14 protein-coding genes are annotated in these 22,564 nt (G+C 68.4%); 8 read left to right on the plus strand and 6 right to left on the minus strand.

Annotation, left to right across the window (positions count from 1 at the left end; all coding sequences use genetic code 11):
- The 4 genes from RHCRD62_RS06560 to RHCRD62_RS06575 all read right to left on the minus strand — a co-directional run.
- Positions 1-297, minus strand: a 297-nt coding sequence (locus tag RHCRD62_RS06560; RefSeq protein ID WP_301280717.1) for a carboxyl transferase domain-containing protein, incomplete at its 3' end; no start/stop codon positions are given.
- A gap of 189 nt (positions 298-486) precedes the next feature.
- Positions 487-2,427 (minus strand): DUF4185 domain-containing protein, encoded by a 1,941-nt coding sequence (locus tag RHCRD62_RS25370; protein ID WP_253277226.1) that lies wholly within the window; start codon positions 2,425-2,427, stop codon positions 487-489.
- Between the two features lie 87 nt (positions 2,428-2,514).
- The gene (locus RHCRD62_RS06570) at positions 2,515-5,343 is read right to left on the minus strand and encodes a CHAT domain-containing protein (protein ID WP_050063914.1); all 2,829 of its coding nucleotides are present in this window, start codon (positions 5,341-5,343) and stop codon (positions 2,515-2,517) included.
- Between the two features lie 10 nt (positions 5,344-5,353).
- On the minus strand, positions 5,354-6,745 hold the full coding sequence (locus RHCRD62_RS06575; protein WP_050063915.1) for a lipase/acyltransferase domain-containing protein: 1,392 nt from the start codon (positions 6,743-6,745) through the stop codon (positions 5,354-5,356).
- A 252-nt stretch (positions 6,746-6,997) separates the two neighbouring features.
- On the opposite strand from RHCRD62_RS06575, the gene RHCRD62_RS06580 reads away from it, so the two are divergent.
- From RHCRD62_RS06580 to RHCRD62_RS06595, 4 genes are all read left to right on the plus strand, one after another.
- On the plus strand, positions 6,998-7,201 hold the full coding sequence (locus RHCRD62_RS06580) for a cold-shock protein (RefSeq protein WP_050063916.1): 204 nt from the start codon (positions 6,998-7,000) through the stop codon (positions 7,199-7,201).
- A gap of 183 nt (positions 7,202-7,384) precedes the next feature.
- Entirely contained in the window at positions 7,385-9,109 is a 1,725-nt protein-coding gene (locus tag RHCRD62_RS06585; protein ID WP_050063917.1) for an Ig-like domain-containing protein, read from the plus strand.
- A gap of 114 nt (positions 9,110-9,223) precedes the next feature.
- Positions 9,224-10,924, plus strand: a complete 1,701-nt coding sequence (locus RHCRD62_RS06590; protein WP_050063918.1) for an Ig-like domain-containing protein — start codon at positions 9,224-9,226, stop codon at positions 10,922-10,924.
- Between the two features lie 192 nt (positions 10,925-11,116).
- On the plus strand, positions 11,117-14,695 hold the full coding sequence (locus tag RHCRD62_RS06595) for a serine/threonine-protein kinase (RefSeq protein ID WP_050063919.1): 3,579 nt from the start codon (positions 11,117-11,119) through the stop codon (positions 14,693-14,695).
- Between the two features lie 36 nt (positions 14,696-14,731).
- Here the strand turns inward: RHCRD62_RS06595 and RHCRD62_RS06600 are convergent, their stop codons facing one another.
- The gene (locus tag RHCRD62_RS06600) at positions 14,732-15,748 is read right to left on the minus strand and encodes a beta-ketoacyl-ACP synthase III (protein WP_050063920.1); all 1,017 of its coding nucleotides are present in this window, start codon (positions 15,746-15,748) and stop codon (positions 14,732-14,734) included.
- 355 nt (positions 15,749-16,103) lie between these two features.
- On the opposite strand from RHCRD62_RS06600, the gene RHCRD62_RS06605 reads away from it, so the two are divergent.
- From RHCRD62_RS06605 to RHCRD62_RS06620, 4 genes are all read left to right on the plus strand, one after another.
- Positions 16,104-17,246 (plus strand): glycoside hydrolase family 183 protein, encoded by a 1,143-nt coding sequence (locus tag RHCRD62_RS06605; protein ID WP_050063921.1) that lies wholly within the window; start codon positions 16,104-16,106, stop codon positions 17,244-17,246.
- Positions 17,247-17,282: 36 nt separating this feature from the next.
- Positions 17,283-17,900, plus strand: a complete 618-nt coding sequence (locus RHCRD62_RS06610) for a class I SAM-dependent methyltransferase (RefSeq protein ID WP_050063922.1) — start codon at positions 17,283-17,285, stop codon at positions 17,898-17,900.
- A gap of 129 nt (positions 17,901-18,029) precedes the next feature.
- Positions 18,030-19,865: an acyl-CoA dehydrogenase gene (locus RHCRD62_RS06615; protein ID WP_050063923.1), complete on the plus strand. Its 1,836-nt coding sequence runs from the start codon at positions 18,030-18,032 to the stop codon at positions 19,863-19,865.
- A gap of 50 nt (positions 19,866-19,915) precedes the next feature.
- Positions 19,916-20,569 carry a DUF8020 domain-containing protein gene (locus RHCRD62_RS06620; RefSeq protein ID WP_253277227.1) on the plus strand — a complete coding sequence of 218 codons (654 nt, stop codon included), beginning with the start codon at positions 19,916-19,918 and terminating at the stop codon, positions 20,567-20,569.
- Between the two features lie 82 nt (positions 20,570-20,651).
- On the opposite strand, the gene RHCRD62_RS06625 is transcribed toward RHCRD62_RS06620, so the two are convergent.
- Positions 20,652-22,445: an alpha/beta hydrolase gene (locus tag RHCRD62_RS06625; RefSeq protein WP_253277228.1), complete on the minus strand. Its 1,794-nt coding sequence runs from the start codon at positions 22,443-22,445 to the stop codon at positions 20,652-20,654.
- Between the last annotated feature and the right edge of the window lie 119 nt (positions 22,446-22,564).

Below are 22,564 nucleotides of genomic sequence, written 5' to 3' on the forward strand. Positions count from 1 at the left end.
GCCGTAGCCGGTGACGACACCGTCGCCGGCGGGGCGGTTGTCGCCGAGACCGAAGTTCGTGGACCGGTGCCGCGCCAGCGCGTCCAGTTCGACGAACGATCCCTCGTCGAGCAGCGCCTCGATGCGTTCACGGGCCGTGAGCTTGCCCTTGGCGTGCACCCGCTCCACAGCGGCTTCGCCGGACGGGAAGTGTGCCTCGGCCTGGCGGCGGTGCAGATCCGCGAGCTTGCCCGCGGTGGTGTGGATATCGGGGACGTTCGACGCCGCGGTGGCGGCGGGTTCCTGGACGGTGGTCACGGGCAGAACCTCTCGACTTAACTCGGATGTGCGACTCGATTGTGGGTCACGATACATGGCCCCAGTTAGTTAACTAGGTTGTATTTGTTAGCTGATCAGGGGCCATATCTTCGCTGTACAACGTGCAGTCTGACGCAACAACGGCCCTGACCGCCGCACTTTCGGCAGTCCGGTCCGCTCACGAATCCACTACGTCGGACGAGCTCCGGGCTCGGGGCCCGCCGCGACGGGAATCTTGTACTGGAGCACCCGGTACGGCCATCCCACCTCGGTGTTCCACTGACTCAGCAGAATGTGGAATCCCCCGCCCGGCCGGGAACCGGGCACGATCGACGGCCCGTACAGCTGGGCGACCGCGTCATCTCCCTCCTGCCCCCAGGCGACTCCCCGGATCGGGGTGCTCGTGTGCACGTCGTAGAGGTTGTCGGTGATGTTCGGAAACACCCTGACGTCGATGTCGTACCCGTCGACGTCGGACGAATCGAAGTTGACGAGAACCCACACACCGTCGATACGGCGCAGGCACAGTTCCCCGAATTTGCCTGCGGCACCGCCCCCTTCGAGTACGGGTGTCGGCTCGTTGCCCCACGCCCACACGCCGTCACGCCACCCCCAGCCCTCGTAGGCCCCTGGGTCCGCGACCCGGCCCCTCGGGACCCGACGCAGGATCAGCGGTGCGTCGCGCTGAAAGCCGGTGGACATCACGTACACCCAGCCGTCCTCGGCGACGTCCCAGGTCCACAGCTGCGCCAGCCCTCGGTGCAGGCCGGCGTCGAACTTCGCTCCGGTGTGCTGCCAGGTGCGGCCGTCGTCGACCGACCGCCAGATCTCGGTCCACACGACGTTGCCGAGGCCCTTGTTGACCATCACGTGCAGATACATCGAATCCCCGACGGTGAGGACGTCGGACGGCAGCACGGTCGAGAACACCGGGTTGTCGTGCGGGTAGTCCCACAGCTGCCGGGCGTAACCGAGGTCGCTGCCCGCCGCCTCGCTCCACACGATGCCGTCGTCGAGATTCTTCGTGTCCGAGAACAGCGCGACCGGCGCGCGCCAGTCCCCGTCACCCACGGCGGGTCCGGTGAAGGTGTCGCCGAACACCGCCAGGATCCGCCCCGACGGGGTTCGCGCCATGACACCGAGATCCGTCGCCGCCATGCCGAACCGATCGGTGAGACCGGGACCGGTGACGGCCTTGACCCTCCTCGACTGTCCCACCGGCGGTCCCGGGTCGATGGGTGACGCCTGCGCCGGCGAGGGCAGCCTCCAGCCGTTCCGGACGACCTCGTTCCACTCGCCCTCGGCGACGTGTCCGGTGATCGGCCACCCGAACGCCCTCTGCATTCGGATGGCCGCGTCGCGGGTGGCCTCGTCGTAGATGCCCGAATGCGGAATGCACAGGGCCGCCTGCCACCGCGCGAGCGCGTCCTTCGAGTACTGGGGTTCGGTGCCGAAGGAGTTGGACCACGACTCGTTCGGACCGTCGAGCGGCCCCCAGTAGTGGCCGGGCGGTAGCGGGAACCCGTCCGGGTCGTCGAACATGGCCGCGTAGCGACGCGCGGCAGCCAGCACCACGTCGTACGGGAAGGTGTCCGGCACGTCCCAGTGCGTCCCGTCCTTGAACCCCTTCAGTGCCACCGATCCGTACGTGTAGTTGTTGTGACTGCTCACGCCGCGGCGGTTGGCGCCGACTCCCGCGACGTCCACTCGTTCGATCGGCACACCCCGTTCCCGTGCGACGGTGGCGATGACGAACGCCACCATGTCGAGCATCTTCTCGTGCTCGAGCCACTGCGCTCGGGACTTGGGCCGGTCCTCCCGGTTCGGGTTGGGACCACTCCAGTTCCCGACTGCGCCCGACGTACCCACCATCGCGATCTGCACGCTCACAGGGTTGTCGTCGAGCACACCCCACGCGGTGTTCCCGATGTCGACGGTGTTGACGATGTGCGAATCGTCGACGAGGTAGTGGTAGCTGCCGTCCCGCACGCGGGCCTGGTAGTCGGCGACGTCCTCGGCGCGGGTGATCCAGTCCTGATTCTCGGTGGTGTGCAGGTAGATCCGTAGGTACGGGCCGTGACCCGGCGTGTAGCCGGGCCCTGGATACCGGGTGATCGGGTATCCCTGCATGGTGACCTCGCCAGTCGGTCGGGGACGGTGTCCGAGTCGCGCTCCCATCATCCCCGCGGACACCGACACTGTAGAACCCGCGATCGGCTATCGGACCGGGTCGGGTGCCGCCTCGAACTGCTCCACACCGCCGCGTACGACTTGGTGAACGGCACCCGCGGCAACGAGGTCGTCGAGAATCGGCACGGCAAGTTCGGGACGGACGGATGTCTCGGCGAGCAATTGACCCAACTGCATCGATTCGCCGCCGAGCGCCCTCTCGACCGCCTTGCGGCGGGCCGCCGTGAGAGCCCTGTCGACGCTCAGACTGCCGGGCTTCGTGCCTGCGCCCGTGGCGATCGGCGACGCTGAGGCGATGAGGATGTCGCGGACCTCGCCTGCCGCCAGGTCGCGATCGGTCGCCCAGACCAGCATGGCTGCGACCGCGACGTAGAGCGCGGCGCACGTCGTGCCCTCCAACTCGAGTACGGGAGTGGCTGATTCCTTCGTACTGGTCCTCGGCGCGTACAGATACGACGTTCCTGTCGCGGTACGGCCACCGTCCCCGCGACCGAGGAACATCGGTGCATCGGGCTGATCCCCGGATTCGATGACAATCTTCCCGTTCGCCGCGGCCACCCGGACCAGCGCGTCGCCGTGGTCGGTCTGTTCGCTCTCGCCGTGATCGACGACGACGATGTCCGCACCGGCCTGCGAGGCGTCGCGCAGCAGACGATCGGCGTCGCATATTTCCTCGTCGTGGAACGCCTGCTCTGGCGGAACCAGCTCCCCCAGTGCAGATTCGCCGTGCCCTGTCGCCCCGGACACCACCACCCGCCCGGGCACACCCTGCGCGATGGCGCACTGGGTGACCACGGAGGCGATCTCGTCGTGACGGTCCGCCGTGTGCGGTCCAGCGACCGCCAGCCGAAGGGGACGCCGGAGCGCCGCCCCGTAGGCCTCACCACCCTTGGGCGTCGAGGCCGCCTCGTGCACGACATTCACACTGAAACGACGGACCAGTTCCCTCAGATCGTCCCCCCTGTCCAGATCGTCCTCGGAAACGGCGCCTGCCAGCCGCTCCCAGTCTTCGAGATGACGAATGTCGTCGTAGTACCGGCGCAGATCCGCTTCGCCGAATCGTGCGAGCGCGGGCAGGTTTCTCCGGATCCACTGCCACACCTCGGACCATGACAGCGGATCGAGCCGGATGATGCGGACCTCCGAATCCTTCATGCCCTTGGTGAGGCCCTCCAACTGCTGTGTCGCGACCACAGCCAGCCGGGCGCTGCCACGCCGGGAAGTCAGTACACCGAGCGCCTCCAGTACGTCCTTGCCGCCGGGTTCGCCACCCGCCAACAGGTCACCGTCGTCGATCACGATCGCCAGACGTACCTTGTCCAATCCCCCGACCACCCGGTCCCACCATTCACTCGAATCGCGGTCGCCCCGCGGCACGGTGGACACCCCCTTCATCTCCAGCACCTCGACGACGAGTTCGGCGAGTTTCGCCACCGGATCGGTTTTGTCGAGCAGGGTTCTGGAACTGATGAACAGGTACGCGATCGAGGGGTCGAACTCCTCGATCACCCGGTCCAGCAGCGCGCTCTTTCCCGTCGCGGGCATGCCGACGACGTGCAGCAGTCGCGCGGGGGTGCGCCCCGACAGGACGTCGACCGCCTCACGCAGCTCGGCGAGTCGAGAGATGAACCGCAACTCCCCTTGCCGGACTCCGAGCCGCAGTCCGACCTGCTCCCGCGGTGCCACGGGCGTCGCTGGAGCGTCCGGGTCCACGACCGGTCCGGGCGCGCTGCCACCGACCAAGAGGGAGGGCACCGCCCAGTTGAGCAGTGGGCCTCCGCAGTCCTCGTCGCCGTCGATCGCCAGCCGGGCGAGGCGCAACGACTCAGCCACCGAATGCCCCGCGGTCAGTGCCTGGTAAAAGAATCTGGTGAGCAGCCGCTCCGTCCCGAACGGCAGGACGGCCCGCATTCCGATCACCATCGGGCTGGCGTCCCGGACACACAGGTCGGCCGTGGACACCGGACCCGCCCACCCGTCGTCCGCCCCCGCCTTGTCCGGCGCTCGGGCGGTCTCGCAGCCGGCGAACACCGCGAGACGCAGATCCGGAAGTTGATGCAGCAGCATGGCGAACTCGCGGCCGTGTACCAACGTGCCCCGCCCGTTGGGCCGTTCCAATTTGAGCCCACTCGGGTTGGCGTGACCCAGGTAGTGAAGTAGGTGAAAACCGTTGCGCTGCTGACCCATCAACGCACGTAGACCCTCGACGGTCGGGCGGTCCTCGACCACGACACGCAACAGTCCCGCCTGTTCGAGCGGTTGGAGTTCACGGAGCAGACTGCGTTTCTCGGCGTACAGGTCGAAAGGCGTCTCCGAGTCCGCAGGCCCTTCCTTCGGAGGGCTCGACATGACCAGCAGCAGGTTCAGCGGTGGCGCAACGGGCTCTTGCCGGACCGGGTAGGTTCGCGATCGTCCCGATCGCACGACGTGCACATCGCGTGCCATCGTCAGGCACCGACCCGGCCGCTCGGGATCACGCATCAACTCCCACGGCCAGGCACTCACTTCGTGCGGTGCGGCGAGAACACGAACCAGCACCTGTGCACCCGAGGTCCCGGCCACCCCACGCGTGCGCTGAAGGAGCGCCCCGATCTCCGGTACACCGAAGACGAGGTCGGTCAGGGCCGTTCCAACCGACCGAGCGTCCTCCGCGAGCGTGGCGTCCTTGCGGGCGTATCGGACCGCGTCCCGCAACCAGCACGCAGGCGACGGCCTCCCGTCGACATGCAGGACACGGGCCCAGTTGGGTGGCCGGCAACGCACCGCAAACACGGAGCCGAGCCGCGACTGCGCCGACACCCAGACGTCACGGCCGGCGGAGAGGACGCTGATCTCGAGTTCCTCGAACCCCACCATCGCGAGTCACCTAGATCCCGACGGAATGCTCGACCTCGGCGAGGTCGACGACGCTGGCGACATCGGTGACCGGTCGCACGCCGTCACCGTGCACGGTGATCCGGTAATCCTGGGCGGCGAGCCCCTCGATCGTCGCCTCCTGCCACCCGTCGCCGTGCAGCGGAACCTGGCTTCGCTTTCCGGAGGCCCCCTCGACCGTCGCCGTCAGCGCGGCGCCGCCACCTTTGACCTTGGCCCGGACAACCATCGGTTCCATGGTCGTGACGTCGTCGACCTCGAGTGACACCGCGAGGTAGTCCGCGGGAAACACATCCGGGCCGGTGAAGTCCGCCGCTGTCAGCAGCCCACCGAGGTGATTGATCACCGCGTCGTCGTTCTGCAGTGACGCGTGCCGCTGCCCGACGAACGTCGCGTTGCGCCACCCGTCCATCGCCTCGTGCGGGATCGCGGAGACCTTCGGCACCGTCCCGTCACCCAAACTCTTGTCCGGGCCCATCGTGAACACCGACTCGATCGCGGTCCCGTCGAACCGGGCCGCCCACCTGGTGCGCTGGAAGTCCCCGATGACCGACCGGATGTCGTATCCGGGTTCGTCGGTCTGCAGTCGCTCGTCCACTCGGGCACGCAACTGCCGGTGCAGGGTCACGGCGTCACGCATCCTGGTGCCGTCCAGTGCGGTCCCGGCCCAGTCGATGCTCGGGTCGTCGAGATTGAGCCACGAACCGGCGGGCCCCTCGACGCAGCGGTACGACGGCAACAGTTGATAGATGGAGGTGAACGACCGGATCAGGTCGCCCAGGTCGATGCTGAGCGGACCCCAGCCCTTGCGGAAGCCGTTGACGAGGAACTCGAGCGCATTCACCGAGCCGGAGTACGGCGTCCCGAACGTGACGAGGGATTTCGTGTCGCGCCACCCGTCCAGCATCTCCAGGTACAACCGCGCGACGATCCCTCCCATCGAATGACCCACCAGGATCAACTTGGCATCGGAGTTGCCGGACTTCTCCCGCCATGCGGCGAGCCAGTCGCGGGACAGCCGGGCCAGGCGCCGTGCAGCGACTCGGTTGTCGCGACGCCAGTCGTAGGGGAACTCGAAGTAGTTCTCCCCCGGCACCGCACCGAACCTCTCCACGAGTTCGTTCCGGACCCTGGTGTAGCCGTCGATCTTCCAGTCCAGCCCGGGCAGGACGTGCAGGTCCGGGACCAGGCGGGGCGCGACGACGCCGTCGCCGAGGTCGTCGGCATCGGGGTCGTCCCCGTCGAGTTGCAGTTTCTTGATGCTTCCACCCAACGACAGCGCCGCTGCCAGCGCGGCGCCGGGCGTGGGCGCCCACACCTCCTTGCCATCCTTGGCGAGTACGGACCCGGTGATTCCGGGTATGAGGACCACGATGTCTTTCATGCGCGCTTCTCCGATCCCAGACGATCCCCCCATCGCTTTCCACTACCAGCGTCCGCCGCGTTGTCCGCGACCTCACGCGTAGCCGACTACTCGTTTCGTTCGTCCACCGGGGATCTGTTTCCGAGTGGCGACGACGCGCCGAATGACCGCGAAAAACCGCCCCAGCGTCGACACAAGCGTCGCAACCTGGCATTCTGTATGTGAGACCCGCTCTCCTCCTGAGGGCAGGCTCGCAGTAACAGGAGCAAAAAAGTGGCACAAGGCACCGTCAAGTGGTTCAACGCGGAAAAGGGATTCGGATTCATCGAGCAGGACGGTGACGGACCCGACGTCTTCGTCCACTACTCCGAGATCCAGACCAACGGCTTCAAGACCCTCGACGAGGGCGCACGTGTGGAGTTCGAGATCGGCCAGGGCCAGAAGGGCCCGCAGGCCACCGGAGTCCGCACCATCTAAAGCGACTTCCACCCGAAGGGCGTCTCCATCTGGAGGCGTCCTTCGGCGTGTCCGGACCGTTTGTGCGCGCCGTTATTGGACGGGCGTACATATTTTTCCCATTCCCCGGTGCCGGGGCGGGTCGACGTGCTGCAATCGCGGACAGTTTGTGCCCATCATTGACACGAAAGACCCGGTACACCGATGCATCGACCTTCCCTGCGCGGCAGCGTGGCGCCTATCAGCGCCGTAGCCCTGGCCGCGGGACTCGCCCTGATCGGCACTCCCGCCTCCGCAGGCACCGTGAACTTCCAGACGTCCTGCCAGGCCACCCCCTCGACCTCGCTGGCAGGCCCCCAGCACAAGGTCGTCGCGGCGTCCGCCATCGTCACCGCGCCGGCGACGGTCAACGCGGGGCAGACTTTCACCTACCGCATCCAGCCCGGACCCGGCTCCTACCCGGACTCCGAATCCGGCGGCACCACGGCAGGCCTGTCGCGGCTCAAGTTCGACTTCGAGATCCCCGCGAACACCACATTCGTCGACGCGACCGTCGTCGCGGGCACGGGCAGCAACCTCGCAGGCGTCGCCCCCAACGTGCTGCGGATCGGTACCTCGGGCAACGTCGACGCCGCAGGTCCCCTGCTGCGCCTGTCCGGCAACAACCAGGTCATCGGCAACAGCCCCACTTCGAGCGGCAACAGCGAGGGCGGCATCACCGCCCCCAAGCTCAAGAAGAACCTCGATGGCACCGCCAACTCGGGCGGCAACAGCATCTTCCAGTTGCCCGCCGTCGACGTCACCGTCGTCGCCGGGTCCGCAGGCACCATCACCCCGAAGCTCCGGGTGGCCGGGAACGCCGCGAGCTACAACTCGGACGAGAACTACAGCACCTCCCTCGCCAAGGCCAGCGCCCCCTTCGTCGGCACGGTGTGGGCTCCCACCCGCTGCTCCCCCAGGGACTCGAGCTCCGGCGCGCTGAACGCAGGTGGCGGCGCCCTGGCCACGATCGCCGTCTCCACCCCCGAGGTCTCCACCACCACCGCCGTCACCGTCCCCGCGACGGCGACCGCAGGCGCCCCGGTCACACTGTCCGCGACGGTGTCCCCCGCCCCGAACGGCGGCACCGTGCAGTTCAAGGACGGTGACGCGAACATCGGCGCCCCGGTGACGGTCACCGGCGGAACCGCGACCCTCAACCACACCTTCGCCACCGCGGGAGCGCGCTCCGTCAGCGCGGTCTTCGCCGGAGTGGCCGGGTTCACCGGATCGACGTCGGCCCCGCAGACCGTCGACGTGCAGCCGGCTGCCGTCGTCGCCGTACCGACGTCGACGACCGTCACCCTGCCCGCAACCGCGACCACCGGTTCCGCAGCAGGCCTGACCGCGACGATCGCACCGGTCCCGGCAGGCGGCACCGTCCAGTTCAAGTCCGACAACACGCCGATCGGCGCACCGGTCGACGTCGTCGGCGGGGTCGCCACGCTGGCCCACGCCTTCACCACCGCGGGACACCACAACATCACCGCGTCGTACAGCGGGGCGATCGGGTTCGCGCCCTCCCAGTCCGCTTCGGCGACTCTCTCCGTCGACGCCCCGGCGCCGTCCGATGTCGCGACCGTGACCACCGTGACCGCGCTGCCGAACGCGACCGCCGGCACCAAGGTCGACCTGTCCGCCACCGTCGCACCGAGCACCGCAAGTGGCACCGTGCAGTTCAAGGACGGCACCACCCCGATCGGTGGCCCGGTCACGCTGGTCAACGGCGTCGCCATCCTGCCGCACACCTTCACCGCCGAGGGTGGTCACTCGATCACCGCCGAGTACAGCGGGGCCAACGGCTACGTCGCGTCCACCTCGTCCGCGTTCGCCGTGACGGTCACCGGCGCATCCACTGGCGGCGGCAGCAGCAACCCGTTCGGTTCGTGACCGCTCGACCTCTTCGCACCACCACATTCGGCAGTTCCCCTATCCCACGTGAAGCCTGTGCTTTGAACAAGCCTTCGCTTCTCGTTGGTCGTTCCCATTGAGAGGTTCGAGAGAATGCAGAACAGAAAACTGCGTCGGCTGGCAGCCGCCGCGAGCACGGCAGCGATGGCGGCGGGTTTCGCCGCATCGTTGGGCGTCGGGGCGGCATCCGCTGCGCCCGTGAGCCAGTCGACGAACTCCGGTGACTGGACGTTCAACCGGACCATCAGTAACGGCACGCCGGCCCCGGGCGAGACGATCACCGTCACCAACAACATCCGTTGGAACGGCGGCCTCGCGCCGACCATCTCCTCCTTCAAGGACTACCACCCGGCCTGCCTGACCTACGTCGCAGGTTCCTCCCGAGTGACCGGCAAAACCGTCACCACCAACGTCACCAACACCACCCTGGTGACCATGACGGGATCGTGGATTCGTAGTGCCGTCGACCGGAACATCGACTACACCGTCCAGTACACCGTCGGCGCGGACTGTGGCCGTGACCTCGCCCTGACCACGGGCGCAGGCATCTCCGCGAACCAGGGCCTGAGCTCCGAGAATCAGACCGCCGGTCCGTCGCTCACGGTTCCGAAGTCCGCCTCGACCTCCAGCGTCGCGGTGTCCCCGGCCCCCAAGGCCGGTGCCGCCTCGACCCTGACGGCCACGGTCACCGCGGGCGCCACCGGCACCGTCGAATTCGCCGACAACGGCACCGTCCTCGGCACCGGCACCGTCAACAACGGCACCGCCACCTACGCCTGGACCCCCAGCGCCGCCCAGCCGTACTCCATCACCGCGAAGTACCTCGGCGACGCCGCCTACCTGCAGTCCACCTCGGCTCCGCAGACCGGCACCGTCTCCGCACCCGATGTTGCGACGGACACTGCCCTCGCCGCGCCGGAGACCGCGAACAACGGTGCGCCCGTCGACCTCACGGCCACCGTCAGCCCTGCCCCGGCCGGCGGCACGGTGCAGTTCAAGGACGGCGCGGCCAACATCGGAGCGCCCGTCGCCGTGACCGGCGGCAGCGCCACCCTCTCGCACGCGTTCAGCACCGACGGCGCGCACGAGGTGACCGCGGTGTACAGCGGCGCCGACGGATTCTCCGGATCCACCTCGGCGGCGCGCACGGTGACGGTGAGCACCCGTGCTGCCGACACCACGACCGCACTGACCGCGCCCAGCCACGCGAAGACCGGTGTCGCGGTGAGCATCGCGGCCACCGTCGACCCGGCGCCGAACGCGGGCACCGTCCAGTTCCTCGACGGCGGCACGCCGATCGGCGACCCGATCGCCGTCGCCGGCTCCGTCGCGGTCCTGGCCCACACCTTCGAGACCGCCGGATCGCACTCGATCACCGCAGTCTTCAGCGGCGCAAAGGGATTCGCGACGTCGACGGCCGCAGCCGCGACCGTCCAGGTCGCCGTCCCGGCACCGAACGAGGTGGCCACCACCACCGCGCTGGCGGCGCCGGCGACGGCAGGTGAGAACGAGGCGGTGACGCTGACCGCCACCGTGGATCCCGCGCAGAACGGCGGTACCGTCCAGTTCTTCGACGGCACCACCGCGATCGGTGGCCCGGTCGCCGTCAGCGGCGGCAGCGCGACCCTCTCGCATGCCTTCGCCAGCGCAGGCGCACACGGAGTGACCGCGGTCTACAGCGGCACACCGGGCGTTCTTGGATCGTCCTCGGACGCGCGCGTGGTCAACGTGTCCGCGCCGACCGATCCGGGCACCGGCGGCGGCACCGGATCGCTGGGCAACCTGTTCGGCTGACCTGCTCCGCAGTACAACGGCGGCGGGCACCTTCACACGAAGGTGCCCGCCGTCGTTTCGTTCTCCGCGCAGGTCGGAGGGGCATTTCCGGGCTATTCTGGACTGCGACCGCACGACGAAACGACCCATCATGACGACGGAACCCCTTGACACCGGGTCCGCGCAGGTCACCGCGGAAAGCCGGGGGCCGCGATGAACGCGGACGGCACGGGCGCGACCGGACGAGATGCCCTCGGCGGCGTCCCGGAAGACCTTCTCGCGGCCGGATTCGCCGATGCCGAGGAGATCGGCCGGGGCGGCTTCGGGGTCGTGTACCGGTGCGTCCAGCCGATGCTCGACCGAACGGTCGCGGTCAAGGTCCTCGGCGGCGATCTCGACGCGGACAGTCGCGAGCGGTTCCTCCGCGAACAGCGAGTGATGGGCGCCGTGTCGGGGCATCCGCACATCTGCAACATCCTGCAGGTCGGAACCACCGCGGCGGGGCGGCCCTACATCGTGATGCCGTATCACCGGCACAACTCCCTCCAGGAACTCATCCACTGCACCGGCCCCCTCGACTGGCCCGACGTCCTGGTGCTCGGAGCGAAGATGGCGGGTGCGTTGGAGACCGCCCACCGGTCTGGCACGCTCCACCGGGATGTGAAACCCGCGAACATCCTCCTCACCGAATACGGAGAACCCCAGCTCACGGATTTCGGGATCGCCCGCACCACAGGCGGATTCGAGACGGAGACCGGCCTCATCACCGGGTCGCCCGCATACACCGCACCCGAGGTCCTCGAAGGACGCTCGCCCAGCGTGCGCTCCGACGTCTACAGCCTCGGCGCAACCCTGTTCTGCGCGATGACCGGGCACGCCGCGTTCGAGCGACAAGAGGGAGAGCAGGTCGTCGCTCAATTCGTCCGCGTCACCACCGAACCCGTTCCGGACATTCGCGGCGGGGACGTTCCCGCCGACGTGTGCTCGGTGATCGAACAGGCGATGGCACCGGATCCCGCGGATCGACCGGCAAGCGCCGCAGACTTCGGCGTGCAACTGCAGGGCCTCGCCGCAGCACACGGACTCGACCCCCTCGACATGGCGCTCCCCTCGTCCGACGCGGGATCACCCGGCGTCACCGGAGCGCCGACCCTGACGCGCGGACGCACCGGGACGCGATCCGACGCGGTGCCATCGCCCCTCCGCGGTGCGCGATCCGGAACCACCGCCACGTCCAGCACCGGCGCCTCGTCCGGCACCGGCGGCACCGCCGCCCTCGGACCGCCGACCCCTGCCACCCGATTCCGCGCACCCGTGATCGGTCGCACACTCGTCACCCGGCAGCGGCTGGTCGACATGCTGCGGGCGGGAGAACGCCGTCGGCTCACCGTCATTCACGCTCCGGCAGGGTTCGGGAAGACGACTCTCGCCGCACAGTGGGGAGGCGCCCTCGTCGACGAGGGCGTCACCGTCACCTGGTTGACGGTCACCGCCGACGACGACAACGTCGTGTGGTTGCTCACCCATCTCGTCGAATCCGTTCGCCGGGCCGCCCCGGAATTGAGTGCCGAACTCGACCAGGTCCTCGAGGACCACGGCCGCGACGCGGCCGACTACGTGATGTCCACCCTCATCAATCGAATCCACGACGCACGGCGTCGCGTCGCCGTCATCATCGACGACTGGCATCGCGTCACCTCACCGGAATCCCGTGCAGCGCTCGACTACCTGCTCACCAACGGCTGCCACCACCTGCAGATCGTCGTGACCACCCGCACCACCACCGGCCTCCCGCTCGCCCGGATGCGCGTCCAGGACGAACTCGTCGAGATCGATTCGACCGCACTGCGATTCGAGGAGGACGAATCCCAGCAGTTGCTGGTGGGACTCGGCGGACTCCACCTCACGGACACCGACGTCGCGGGACTGTGCCGCTCGACGGAAGGTTGGGTCGCGGCACTTCAACTCGCCTCGTTGTCCCTGCGCAGCGGCGACCGCCCCGAAGACCTCATCGACACCCTCGTAGGCAGGCACGCGGTCGACGAGTTCCTCACCGAGAACGTCCTCGACACACTCGAACCCGACGTCCTCGACTTTCTGCTCGCCACCTCGATCACGGAGCGGATCACCGGGTCGCTGGCGTCCGCGCTCGCGGGCGTCACGAACGGTCGCGCACGACTCGAGGACGTCGCGGGCCGCGACCTGTTCCTGGTGAGACTCGGCGACGACGAGTCGACGCCTCTGTCCACGGGCCCGATCGACACCTGGTTCCGCTACCACCACCTGTTCGCCAAGTACCTGCGCCGACGCCTCCAACGCGACCATCCGGAGCGGTACCCCGCGCTGCACAGGATCGCGGCCGACTGGTTCGCCGACCGCCACCTGCTCAGCGAGGCCGTCGACCACTGCCTCGCCACGGGTGACGCCGACGCGGCGGTGAATCTCGTCGAACGTGACGGGGTCTTCCTCATCGAGCACTCCCGGATGACGACACTGCTCGGACTGGTCGACAAACTGCCCGCGACCACAGTCGTCGGACGCCCGCGACTCCAACTGATGCTGGCCTGGTGCAACGTCCTGCTGCAGCGTCCCGGCGCGGGCCGCCGCGCACTTGCCCTCGCGCGCGGCGCGCTCGAGGGCTCACCCGAGGGCGCCGACGGCGAACTGTCCGTGGAGGCCGATGTCGTCGAGGGTGTGGTCGCCGCCTTCACCGACCACCCCGCGGGCATCGAGCACTTCACCGAACGCTGCCTCGCGGCGCCGCAGCGACACAACCCGTGGGTGGTGACCGCCGCCGCGAACACGCGAACGTTCGCGGCGCTGTACCGATTCGACTTCGACGACGCACGCCGTTGGCAGAAATGGGCGACCCCGTACCACGAGGCGATGAGCGGCCCGTTCGCGACGATGTACAGCTACTGCATGGTCGGGATGGCCGCGAACGAGGAGCTCGCGACCGAATCCGCCGAGGACTGGTTCCGGCGGGGCCTCCGGGTGGCCCGCGAACTATCCGGTCCGCGTTCGCATTCCGCCCGTCTGGCCGCGGCGATGCTCGGCGAACTGCTGTACGAACGAAACGAACTCGTGGAGGCCGAGCGCCTTCTCGACGAGGGGTTCGAACTCGGCGGCGAAGGCGGGATCGTGGAGTTCATGATCGCGCGGTACGTCACCGGTGCGCGGCTGAAGGTGTGCCGCGGCGACCGGGAGGCCGCCGCGCAGCGCCTGGCGGAGGGCGCGAGAACCGCGGACAGCCTGGACATCCCGCGACTGCGCGCACGCATCGACAACGAACGGATCCGGCTCGGCTTCACCATCACGACCCGCACCCGGACGCCGCGCTACCCGACACTTCCTCCGGTCGATTCCGTCCCCGACGGGAGCGCCGAGATCACCGCGCAACTGGAGGATGCGACGACCGCGCGACTGCTGACGGGCACCGGAACGGGGGCGAACACCGCACAGGCCTGCGAGATCGCCCAGGCGTGGGTGGACCGGCTCGCCGAAACCGGCCGGGCTCGCGCCCTCCTCATGGCCGACCGACTGCTCATCGCCTGCCTGTTCGCGGCAGGACGGGACGAGGAGGCCCTGGTCGCGCTCGCGCGGCTGACGGCGCAGTGCGCTCGGCACGGACTGGTCAGGTACCTGCTCGACGGAGGTCCCGCTGTGGTCGCCGGCCTGGCCGTGCTGCAGGCCAGGGCGACAGCAGGCACCTGGGATCCGGGGTGGGAGCCTGAACCCGCCGGGTTCATCGACGACTGCCTCGAGGTCGCGAAGGCAGACGGCGCGATGTGACTCCCACCCGGTCCGGTGGGATCGAGAAGAAGTGCCCTAGCCTGCGAGCACCGGCATCGTGACGACCTGGCCCGCGTAGGCGAGGCCGGCACCGAACGCGAGGAGCAGGGCCGTGTCGCCCGGCTTCGCCTTGCCGGTGCGCAGCATCTCTTCCATCGCGAGCGGAATCGACGCGGCGGAGGTGTTGCCGGTCTCGGCGATGTCGTTGGACACCGCGACCGTCTCGGGCAAGTGCATGCTGCGGGCGATGACCTCGGTGATGCGGGCGTTGGCCTGGTGCGGGACGAACGCATCGATGTCGTTGACGGTCATTCCGGTCTTGTCGAGGATCCGCTGCGCGACCTTGCCCATCTCGAAGGCGGCCCACCGGAACACGGAGGTGCCCTCCATGACGATCCACGGGCGCTTCTGCGTCGGGTTGGTCGCGAAGTCGACCCAGTCGGGCTCCTGGCGGATGGCCCGGCCCTGGGCGCCGTCGGAACCCCAGACGACGGGACCGATACCGGCTTCCTCGCCGCGGCCGACGACGACGGCTCCTGCGCCGTCACCGAAGATGAATCGCACGGACCGATCGGTCGGCTCGGTGGAATCGCTCATCCGCTCGACGCCGACGACGAGGACGTACTCCTCGCTGCCGGAGCGGACGAGGTCGTTGGCGAGCCCCAGTGCGTAGCAGAAGCCCGCGCATCCGGCGGCGACATCGATCGCACCCGCACCACCCGTACCCAGTTCCTCCGCGACGAGCGCCGAGCACGCCGGGGTCTGCACGGGGTAGGTCGAGGTCGCGATGATGACGGTGCCGATCTGCTCACCGGTCAGGCCCGCGGCCTCGAGCGCCTTGCGCCCGGCCGAGATCGACATGGCCAGCACGCTCTCGTGCGGACCGGCGAAACGTCGGGTCTTGATTCCGGAGCGGGACTGGATCCACTCGTCGGTGGAGTCGATCTGCTGGCAGATCTCCTCGTTCGTCACGACACGCTCGGGCCGGTAGACACCGAGCCCGAGGATCGAGGTGTGCCGAAGCTCGGTGGGGTTCGTGATCGCTGCACCCATTGACCTTTGTTCTCCTTCTTTCTCCGGATGCTCGGGCGAATCCACGAACGCTCCTCGCCCGACACGGTACTGCGCGTCGGTCGGCCGTGGTGACGCCTTCGCAGATGAACTGGACGGTTCACCATTTCCGTGTGCAGTTTCCCGCCTGTCGGATGCGCGTTGTCGCACCCGAAGCGTGGGTCCGACGCGATCTGCGGATCGCCACACCCGTCACTCCAGTCGACACCCGTCTCACTCATCCCCACAAAGCACGAAGGAGTTCATTAGCATCGTGCTGCGGCGGGAGTCACATCCTCCAGTCCACGCTATTCGTGCAGCACGACCGAGAGCGACGCAAGTCGAAGGGTGAACGAGCATGGATCAACGTGTCATTGGCCACCGCATTGCGGCGCGTGCGGGCGCAGTCGGCGCCACCGCGACGCTGGTCGCGGGGACATTACTCGCAGTAGCCGCTCCTGCGGGCGCGAATCCGAACACCGTCAATCCGATTCCCGGCCTGAACGGAACCAGCGGCCTTCCGCAGCTCCCGGGCCCGGCCAACGCGGTCGCCCAGGCCACCGGGATGCTCAGCCCGAACCGGACGCAGGACGAGAACGTGCTCGGCACGGATCTCGGCATCATGTGGGACAACGGCAACGGTGAGATCCTCACCGCGTTCGGCGACTCCGCCGGTCTCGGAGTACCCAATCTCCTGGCGGGCAGCCTGTGGTCGTGGCGGAGCAACACCCTCTTCCGCAGTGCGGACCGGGACCTGTACGACGGGATGACGTTCGACAGCACCCCCAGGGACCTCCTCGGCCAGTCCAAGGAACTGATCTTCAGCCCGAAGATCCCGTACGTCGAGATCAGCCGCATTCCCACGGCAGGCGTGGCCGTCGACGGCGTGCAGTACATGTCGACGATGTCGGTGAAGAACTGGGGCGACCCCGGCAAGTGGGAGACGAACTTCGCGGACATCGCCGTCTCGACGGACAACGGCGAGAACTGGGTCGAGGCACCGGAGACGAGGCGTCCGAACGTGGAGGGCAACCGGAACTTCCAAATGGGTGCCTTCATGAAGGACGGCGGCTACGTCTACCAGTACGGCACCCCGCCCGGACGAGGACAGTTGGCGTACGTGGCGCGGGTGCCCGAGCGGGAGATCCGGAATCTCGGCGCGTACGAGTACTGGAACGGCGGGGAGTGGAAGAAGGGCGACGTGAATGCCGCCGCTCCGATCGTCTTCGGCGGCGTCGGGGAGCTGTCGGTCCAGTACAACCAGTACCTCGGCCAGTACCTGATGCTCACCACCGACAACCTCAACTCGGTGGTCATGCGCCGTTCTCCGACACCGACGGGCCCGTGGGGACCACCGGAGGTACTCGTGGACACCCGCGCCCTTCCGTCCGCGTACGGCGCGTACATCCACCCGTGGTCCAGCGGCCCCGACCTCTACTTCCTCACGACGGTGCACTCGAACTACAACGTCCTGCTGCTCCGCACCACCCTGAACCGCTGACGCGGACCGGGACGTCGGGGTCGCTACGGTCGCGGCATGGACGCACACGAGTGGGATCTGCGGTATCGCGAGGAAGTGCCGGCGCCCGGGTCGGCGCCCGACCCCGACGTCGTCGAGTTCGTGACCGCACTACCTGCGGGTCGGGCGCTCGACCTCGGTTGCGGCGCGGGAAGGCACGCGCTGTGGCTGGCGCTGCACGCGTGGCAGGTCCACGCGGTGGACTTCTCGACCTCGGCACTCGCCGCGGCGGTCAGGGCCGCCTCCCCGCTTCCGCGCGCAACGCGCGACCGGCTGACCTGGGTCGATGCGGACGTCACGACGGTCGAGTACCGCCCCGAGTACGACCTCGTCCTCGTATGTGACCTGCATTTGTTGCCGGAATCACGCCGGGGCCTTCTGCGCCGCGCGGCGGGCGCGCTCCGACCCGGCGGCACCCTGATCGCGCGGACCGAAACCATCCGGGAGGAGGAGACCGGCACCCACGGATCACCTTGCACCCCCGAGGAACTCGCGGACGACGTCCGCGACCTCGTGACGATCGTGGCATCCCGTCCGGCATCGGTGGAGACACCCGCCGGAATCGCCGGGACAGGCCCGCACCAGCCGCGGGCCGGTGCCCTGTTGGTCGCTTTTCGCCGATCTGTTGGCAGCTAACTGAATCGCGAGTAACATCGGCTAAGTTACCGACGAGTAGCCGCTAGGGCGGTACTACGCAGGCTGGACCAGACCAGAACGTGGTCACCCACCAAGGCTGGACCGCACCATCTCAGGGAGACAGAAGACATGGGGCATTACAAGAGCAACGTTCGTGACCTGGAGTTCAACCTTTTCGAGGTCCTCGACCTCGAGAAGCCGCTGAGCGAAGGAACGTGGGGCGACCTCGACGCCGACACCGTCAAGAACATGCTCAGCGAGGTCGCGCGGCTCGCCGAGGGACCGCTGGGCGAGTCCTACGCCGACGCCGACCGCAACCCGCCGGTCTTCGATCCGGAGACCCACGAGGCCACCCTCCCCGAGTCCTTCAAGAAGTCCTTCAAGGCGATGTGGGACGCCGAGTGGTACCGCATGGGCCTGAGCGAGGAGATCGGCGGCGTGCCGGTGCCCCGGTCGGTCGTGTGGGCCATCGCCGAGATGATGCTGGGTGCGCAGCCCGCCGCCTTCATGTACCAGGCAGGCCCCTCGTTCGCGGACGTGTTCTTCAAGAACGGCACCGACGAGCAGAAGAAGTGGGCCGAGACCTGCGTCGAGCGCGGCTGGGGCGCCACCATGGTCCTCACCGAGCCGGACGCCGGCTCCGACGTCGGCGCGGGCCGCACCAAGGCGATCAAGCAGGACGACGGCACCTGGCACATCGAGGGCGTCAAGCGGTTCATCACCTCCGCCACCTCGGACGACCTCTTCGAGAACATCTTCCACCTCGTGCTCGCGCGCCCCGAGGGTGCAGGCGCAGGCACCAAGGGCCTGTCCCTCTTCTTCGTCCCGAAGTACCACTTCAACTTCGAGACGAACGAGATCGGCGAGCACAACGGTGCGTTCGTCACCAACGTCGAGCACAAGATGGGCCTCAAGGCCTCCGCCACCTGTGAGCTCACCTTCGGTGGCCACGGTGTTCCCGCCGTCGGCTGGCTGGTCGGTGAGGTGCACAACGGCATTGCGCAGATGTTCGACGTTATCGAGCACGCCCGCATGATGGTCGGCACCAAGGCGATCTCCACCCTGTCCACCGGTTACCTCAACGCACTCGACTACGCCAAGCAGCGCGTCCAGGGCGCCGACCTGACCCAGATGACGGACAAGGCCGCCCCGCGCGTCACCATCACTCACCACCCCGACGTTCGCCGCTCGCTGGCAATGCAGAAGGCGTACGCCGAGGGCCTGCGCGCCGTGTACCTGTACACCGCCGCCCACCAGGACGTCGAGGTCGCTCAGCAGGTCTCCGGCGCCGACGGCGACCTCGCGCACCGCGTCAACGACCTGCTGCTCCCGATCGTCAAGGGTGTCGGCTCCGAGCGCGCGTACCAGTACCTGACGGACTCGCTGCAGACCTTCGGTGGCTCCGGCTTCCTGCAGGACTACCCGATCGAGCAGTACATCCGCGACGCCAAGATCGACTCGCTGTACGAGGGCACCACCGCGATCCAGGCGCAGGACTTCTTCTTCCGCAAGATCGCCCGTGACCGCGGCGTCGCCCTGGCGCACGTGGCCGGCCAGGTCAAGAAGTTCATCGACCTCGAGGGCGGCGACAACCGCCTGAAGACGGAGCGCGCCCTGCTCGCCACCGCGCTCGAGGACGTCCAGGCGATGGTCGCAACCCTCACCGGCTTCCTCATGGGCGCCCAGGAGCAGCCGACCGAGCTGTACAAGGTCGGCCTCGGATCCGTCCGCTTCCTCATGGCCGTCGGCGACCTGCTGATCGGCTGGAAGCTGCTGGAGCAGGCCGAGATCGCACTCGGCGCGCTCGACGCAGGCGCGTCGGACAAGGACAAGCCGTTCTACGAGGGCAAGGTCGCGACCGCGTCCTTCTTCGCCAAGAACGTGCTGCCCGAGCTGACCGCCTCGCGTGGCATCGTCGCGAACGTCGACAACGACATCATGGAGCTCGACGAGGCTGCTTTCTAAGAGCAACACCACAATTCGGGCAACAGACCCGAACAGAACCGTGGCCGACGATGCCGCCCACCGAATTTCGGTGGGCGGCATCGTCATTCCCGCGCCAACAGAATGCGAACGCCGCTCAGACCGCCCCCGAGGCGCCCGCGCCGGTGGGCTGGAGTGTCACAGGCGAGGCCAACCACGTCCTCGTCGACACCACCGCAGGCTCGCTCACGACCGAGGGCGATCACCTCGTCGTCCGCGACGGCGCGGGCAACCTCGTCGACTCCGTGCCGCTGACCTTCACCTTCGACGGCACGGCGCACCCGATCTCGGCTCAGGTCGACGGCACCCACGCGGCCCTCACGCCGAACCTCGACCCGGCTGCTGCCAAGCCGGTCGCACTGCCGGTGAAGGACATCGACCTGCCCGCCGCAGTCTCGGGCGTCAAGGACAACCTCAGCCTGACGGCGTCCGTCGGCGGATTCGTCGGTGGCGCTGCGGGTCTGGTGACCGGCTGCGTGCTCGGCGCCACCGCCGCCGGAGTGGTGTCGGCTCCCGCCGCACTGCTGTTCGGTGCGGGCCCCCTGGCCGGTTGTGTGGGTGGCGCACTGTTGCTCGGTTCCGGCGCCTCACTGCTCGGGACCGCGGTCGGCGGCCTCGGCGCCGTCGCGGCGAACGCCCAGCCGTTCATCACCCTGCTGAACGCGCCGCCTGCCGCGAAGAAGTAGTCGCAGCCGAAACCGGATCGGCCCGCCTCCCCTGTCAGGGAAGGCGGGCCGATCTGTGCGCAGGGACAGCCCCCGTCGTTCGTCAGTCTCCCGTCAGTGCCGCGTCGATCCGCTCGAGGTCGGCGTCGGTCATCCCCTCGGGCTGCAGGACGGCGTTCCAGCCGTCCACGTACTCGGTCGTGTAGTGATGCCCGTGCCCACCGGGGACGCCGGTGGAGAACGGAAGGTCCGCGGACACCTGCCAGAAGGTGACGAACGGCAGCCACACCATGTCCTCGAGGACGTCGTCCCCCGGCACCTCGCGAATCCAGTCGGGTTCGCTGAAGATCAGGTCCGGGCTCCACCACACGATGGGGTCGGACGGGTGCATCAGGTACAGGACGCGGGTGCCGTCCCAGGGCTTGTCGGCGGGCGGGATGTCGGCGGCCGCGTCGTTGGCGAAGCGGACCGTCCGGCCGTCCTTGTAGACGGGCTCGCTCGCGCGACTGCCCGCGTCACGCCCCTCCCGGAACTCTGCGAACAGGGTGTTGAAGTTGGGCGGGCCCGCGAAGAGCGTGCCCGACGTCCGGTTGCGCAGGTCGTACTCCCCGCTGAAGGCGGTCTCGCCACCGAAGGAGCCGAGCGACTCGCCCGCGACGTACAGGCGCGGGCGCTCGTCGGCAGGCAGTCGCAACCACCGGTCGTAGACGGCGTCGAACAGGTCCCGGCCCGCATCGCGCGCCTTCGACTGGTCGACGAGATACGAGATCCACGACGGCAGGTACGAGTACTGCATCGAGACCGTCGCGGAATCGCCCGCGGTGATGTACTCGAACGAGTCGACCGCCGCCGGGTCCACCCAGCCGCTGCCGGTCGTGGTCATCACGAGCAGGTTCTCGCGCTCGAAGCCGCCGGCGCGAGCGAGGTCGTCCACCGCGAGCGCGGCCCGCGCCTCGCTGTCGTCCGCCGATTCCAGGCCGGCGTACGCCCGAATCGGCTCGCTCGCCGGACGCCCGATCACCTCGGTGATCTCCTGCGCGGACGGACCTCCGGTGACGAACTTCTGCCCTTCGTAGCCGAGCGTGTCCCACGGCACGAGACTGTCGGGTCCACCGGATCGGAGCCCGGTCGTCGGAGCTTCGACTCCCTCGGCGGTCGTGTCGTTCTTCACCGAGAACGCGCTGTTCGCCATGTCGGACAGCGTGCTCAGGAGCACACCGGACACCACCAGCCAGACCGCGACGGCGACGGCGATCCACCCGACCACGGCTGCGGACCTGGCGCCGATCCACCGCTCGAGCAGCGTCGCGAGCCGGCGATACGCGCTGCGGATGCCGCGGCCGAGGGCCAGGAGGAGGCAGAACACGATCACGGCGATCACCGGAGACGCGACGACGAGAACGAGGTTGTACTCGGTGACGCCCATCAGGGCCCGGATCTCGTGCTGCCAGTACTGACCCGCCGCGAACGCCGCGACGACCGCCACGGACCCGACCACCACGAACACCAGCCACGACCGCGGCCTGGCCGGACGAGCCGGACGGTCCGCGAGCGCTCGCCACATCGCCGCGAACCACACGCCCAATCCGTACCCGATCGCGGCCGTGATGCCGCAGAGCAACCCCTGGAGGAATCCACCGCGAGGCAGCAGCGACGGGGTGAACGAGAAGCACGCGAGGATCAGCGCACCCCAGCACCCCGGCAACGTGAACCGTCCCACGTAGCGGCGCCACCAGGACGGGCGCGCCGCCGCATCCCCACTCCCCGGGCCATCTCCACCCGGACTGCCACCACTCGGACTTCCACCACTCGGACTTCCACCACCCGGATCGACACCGTCGACCCCGTCGTCACCCGGTGGCGCCACCTGAACCCCGACCGACCCGGTTCCGTCCATGCGTCCTCCTCGCGATCAGTACCGCCATCCAGATCTGGTACATGGTCGCGTGGAATCCCTTCGGACGCGCGGCAACATGCAGGAGTGTCGAGCATTCAGCGTGGATCACGTGCGGGTGG

The organism is Rhodococcus sp. RD6.2, assembly GCF_001040705.1.
GTDB lineage: Bacteria > Actinomycetota > Actinomycetes > Mycobacteriales > Mycobacteriaceae > Rhodococcus_G.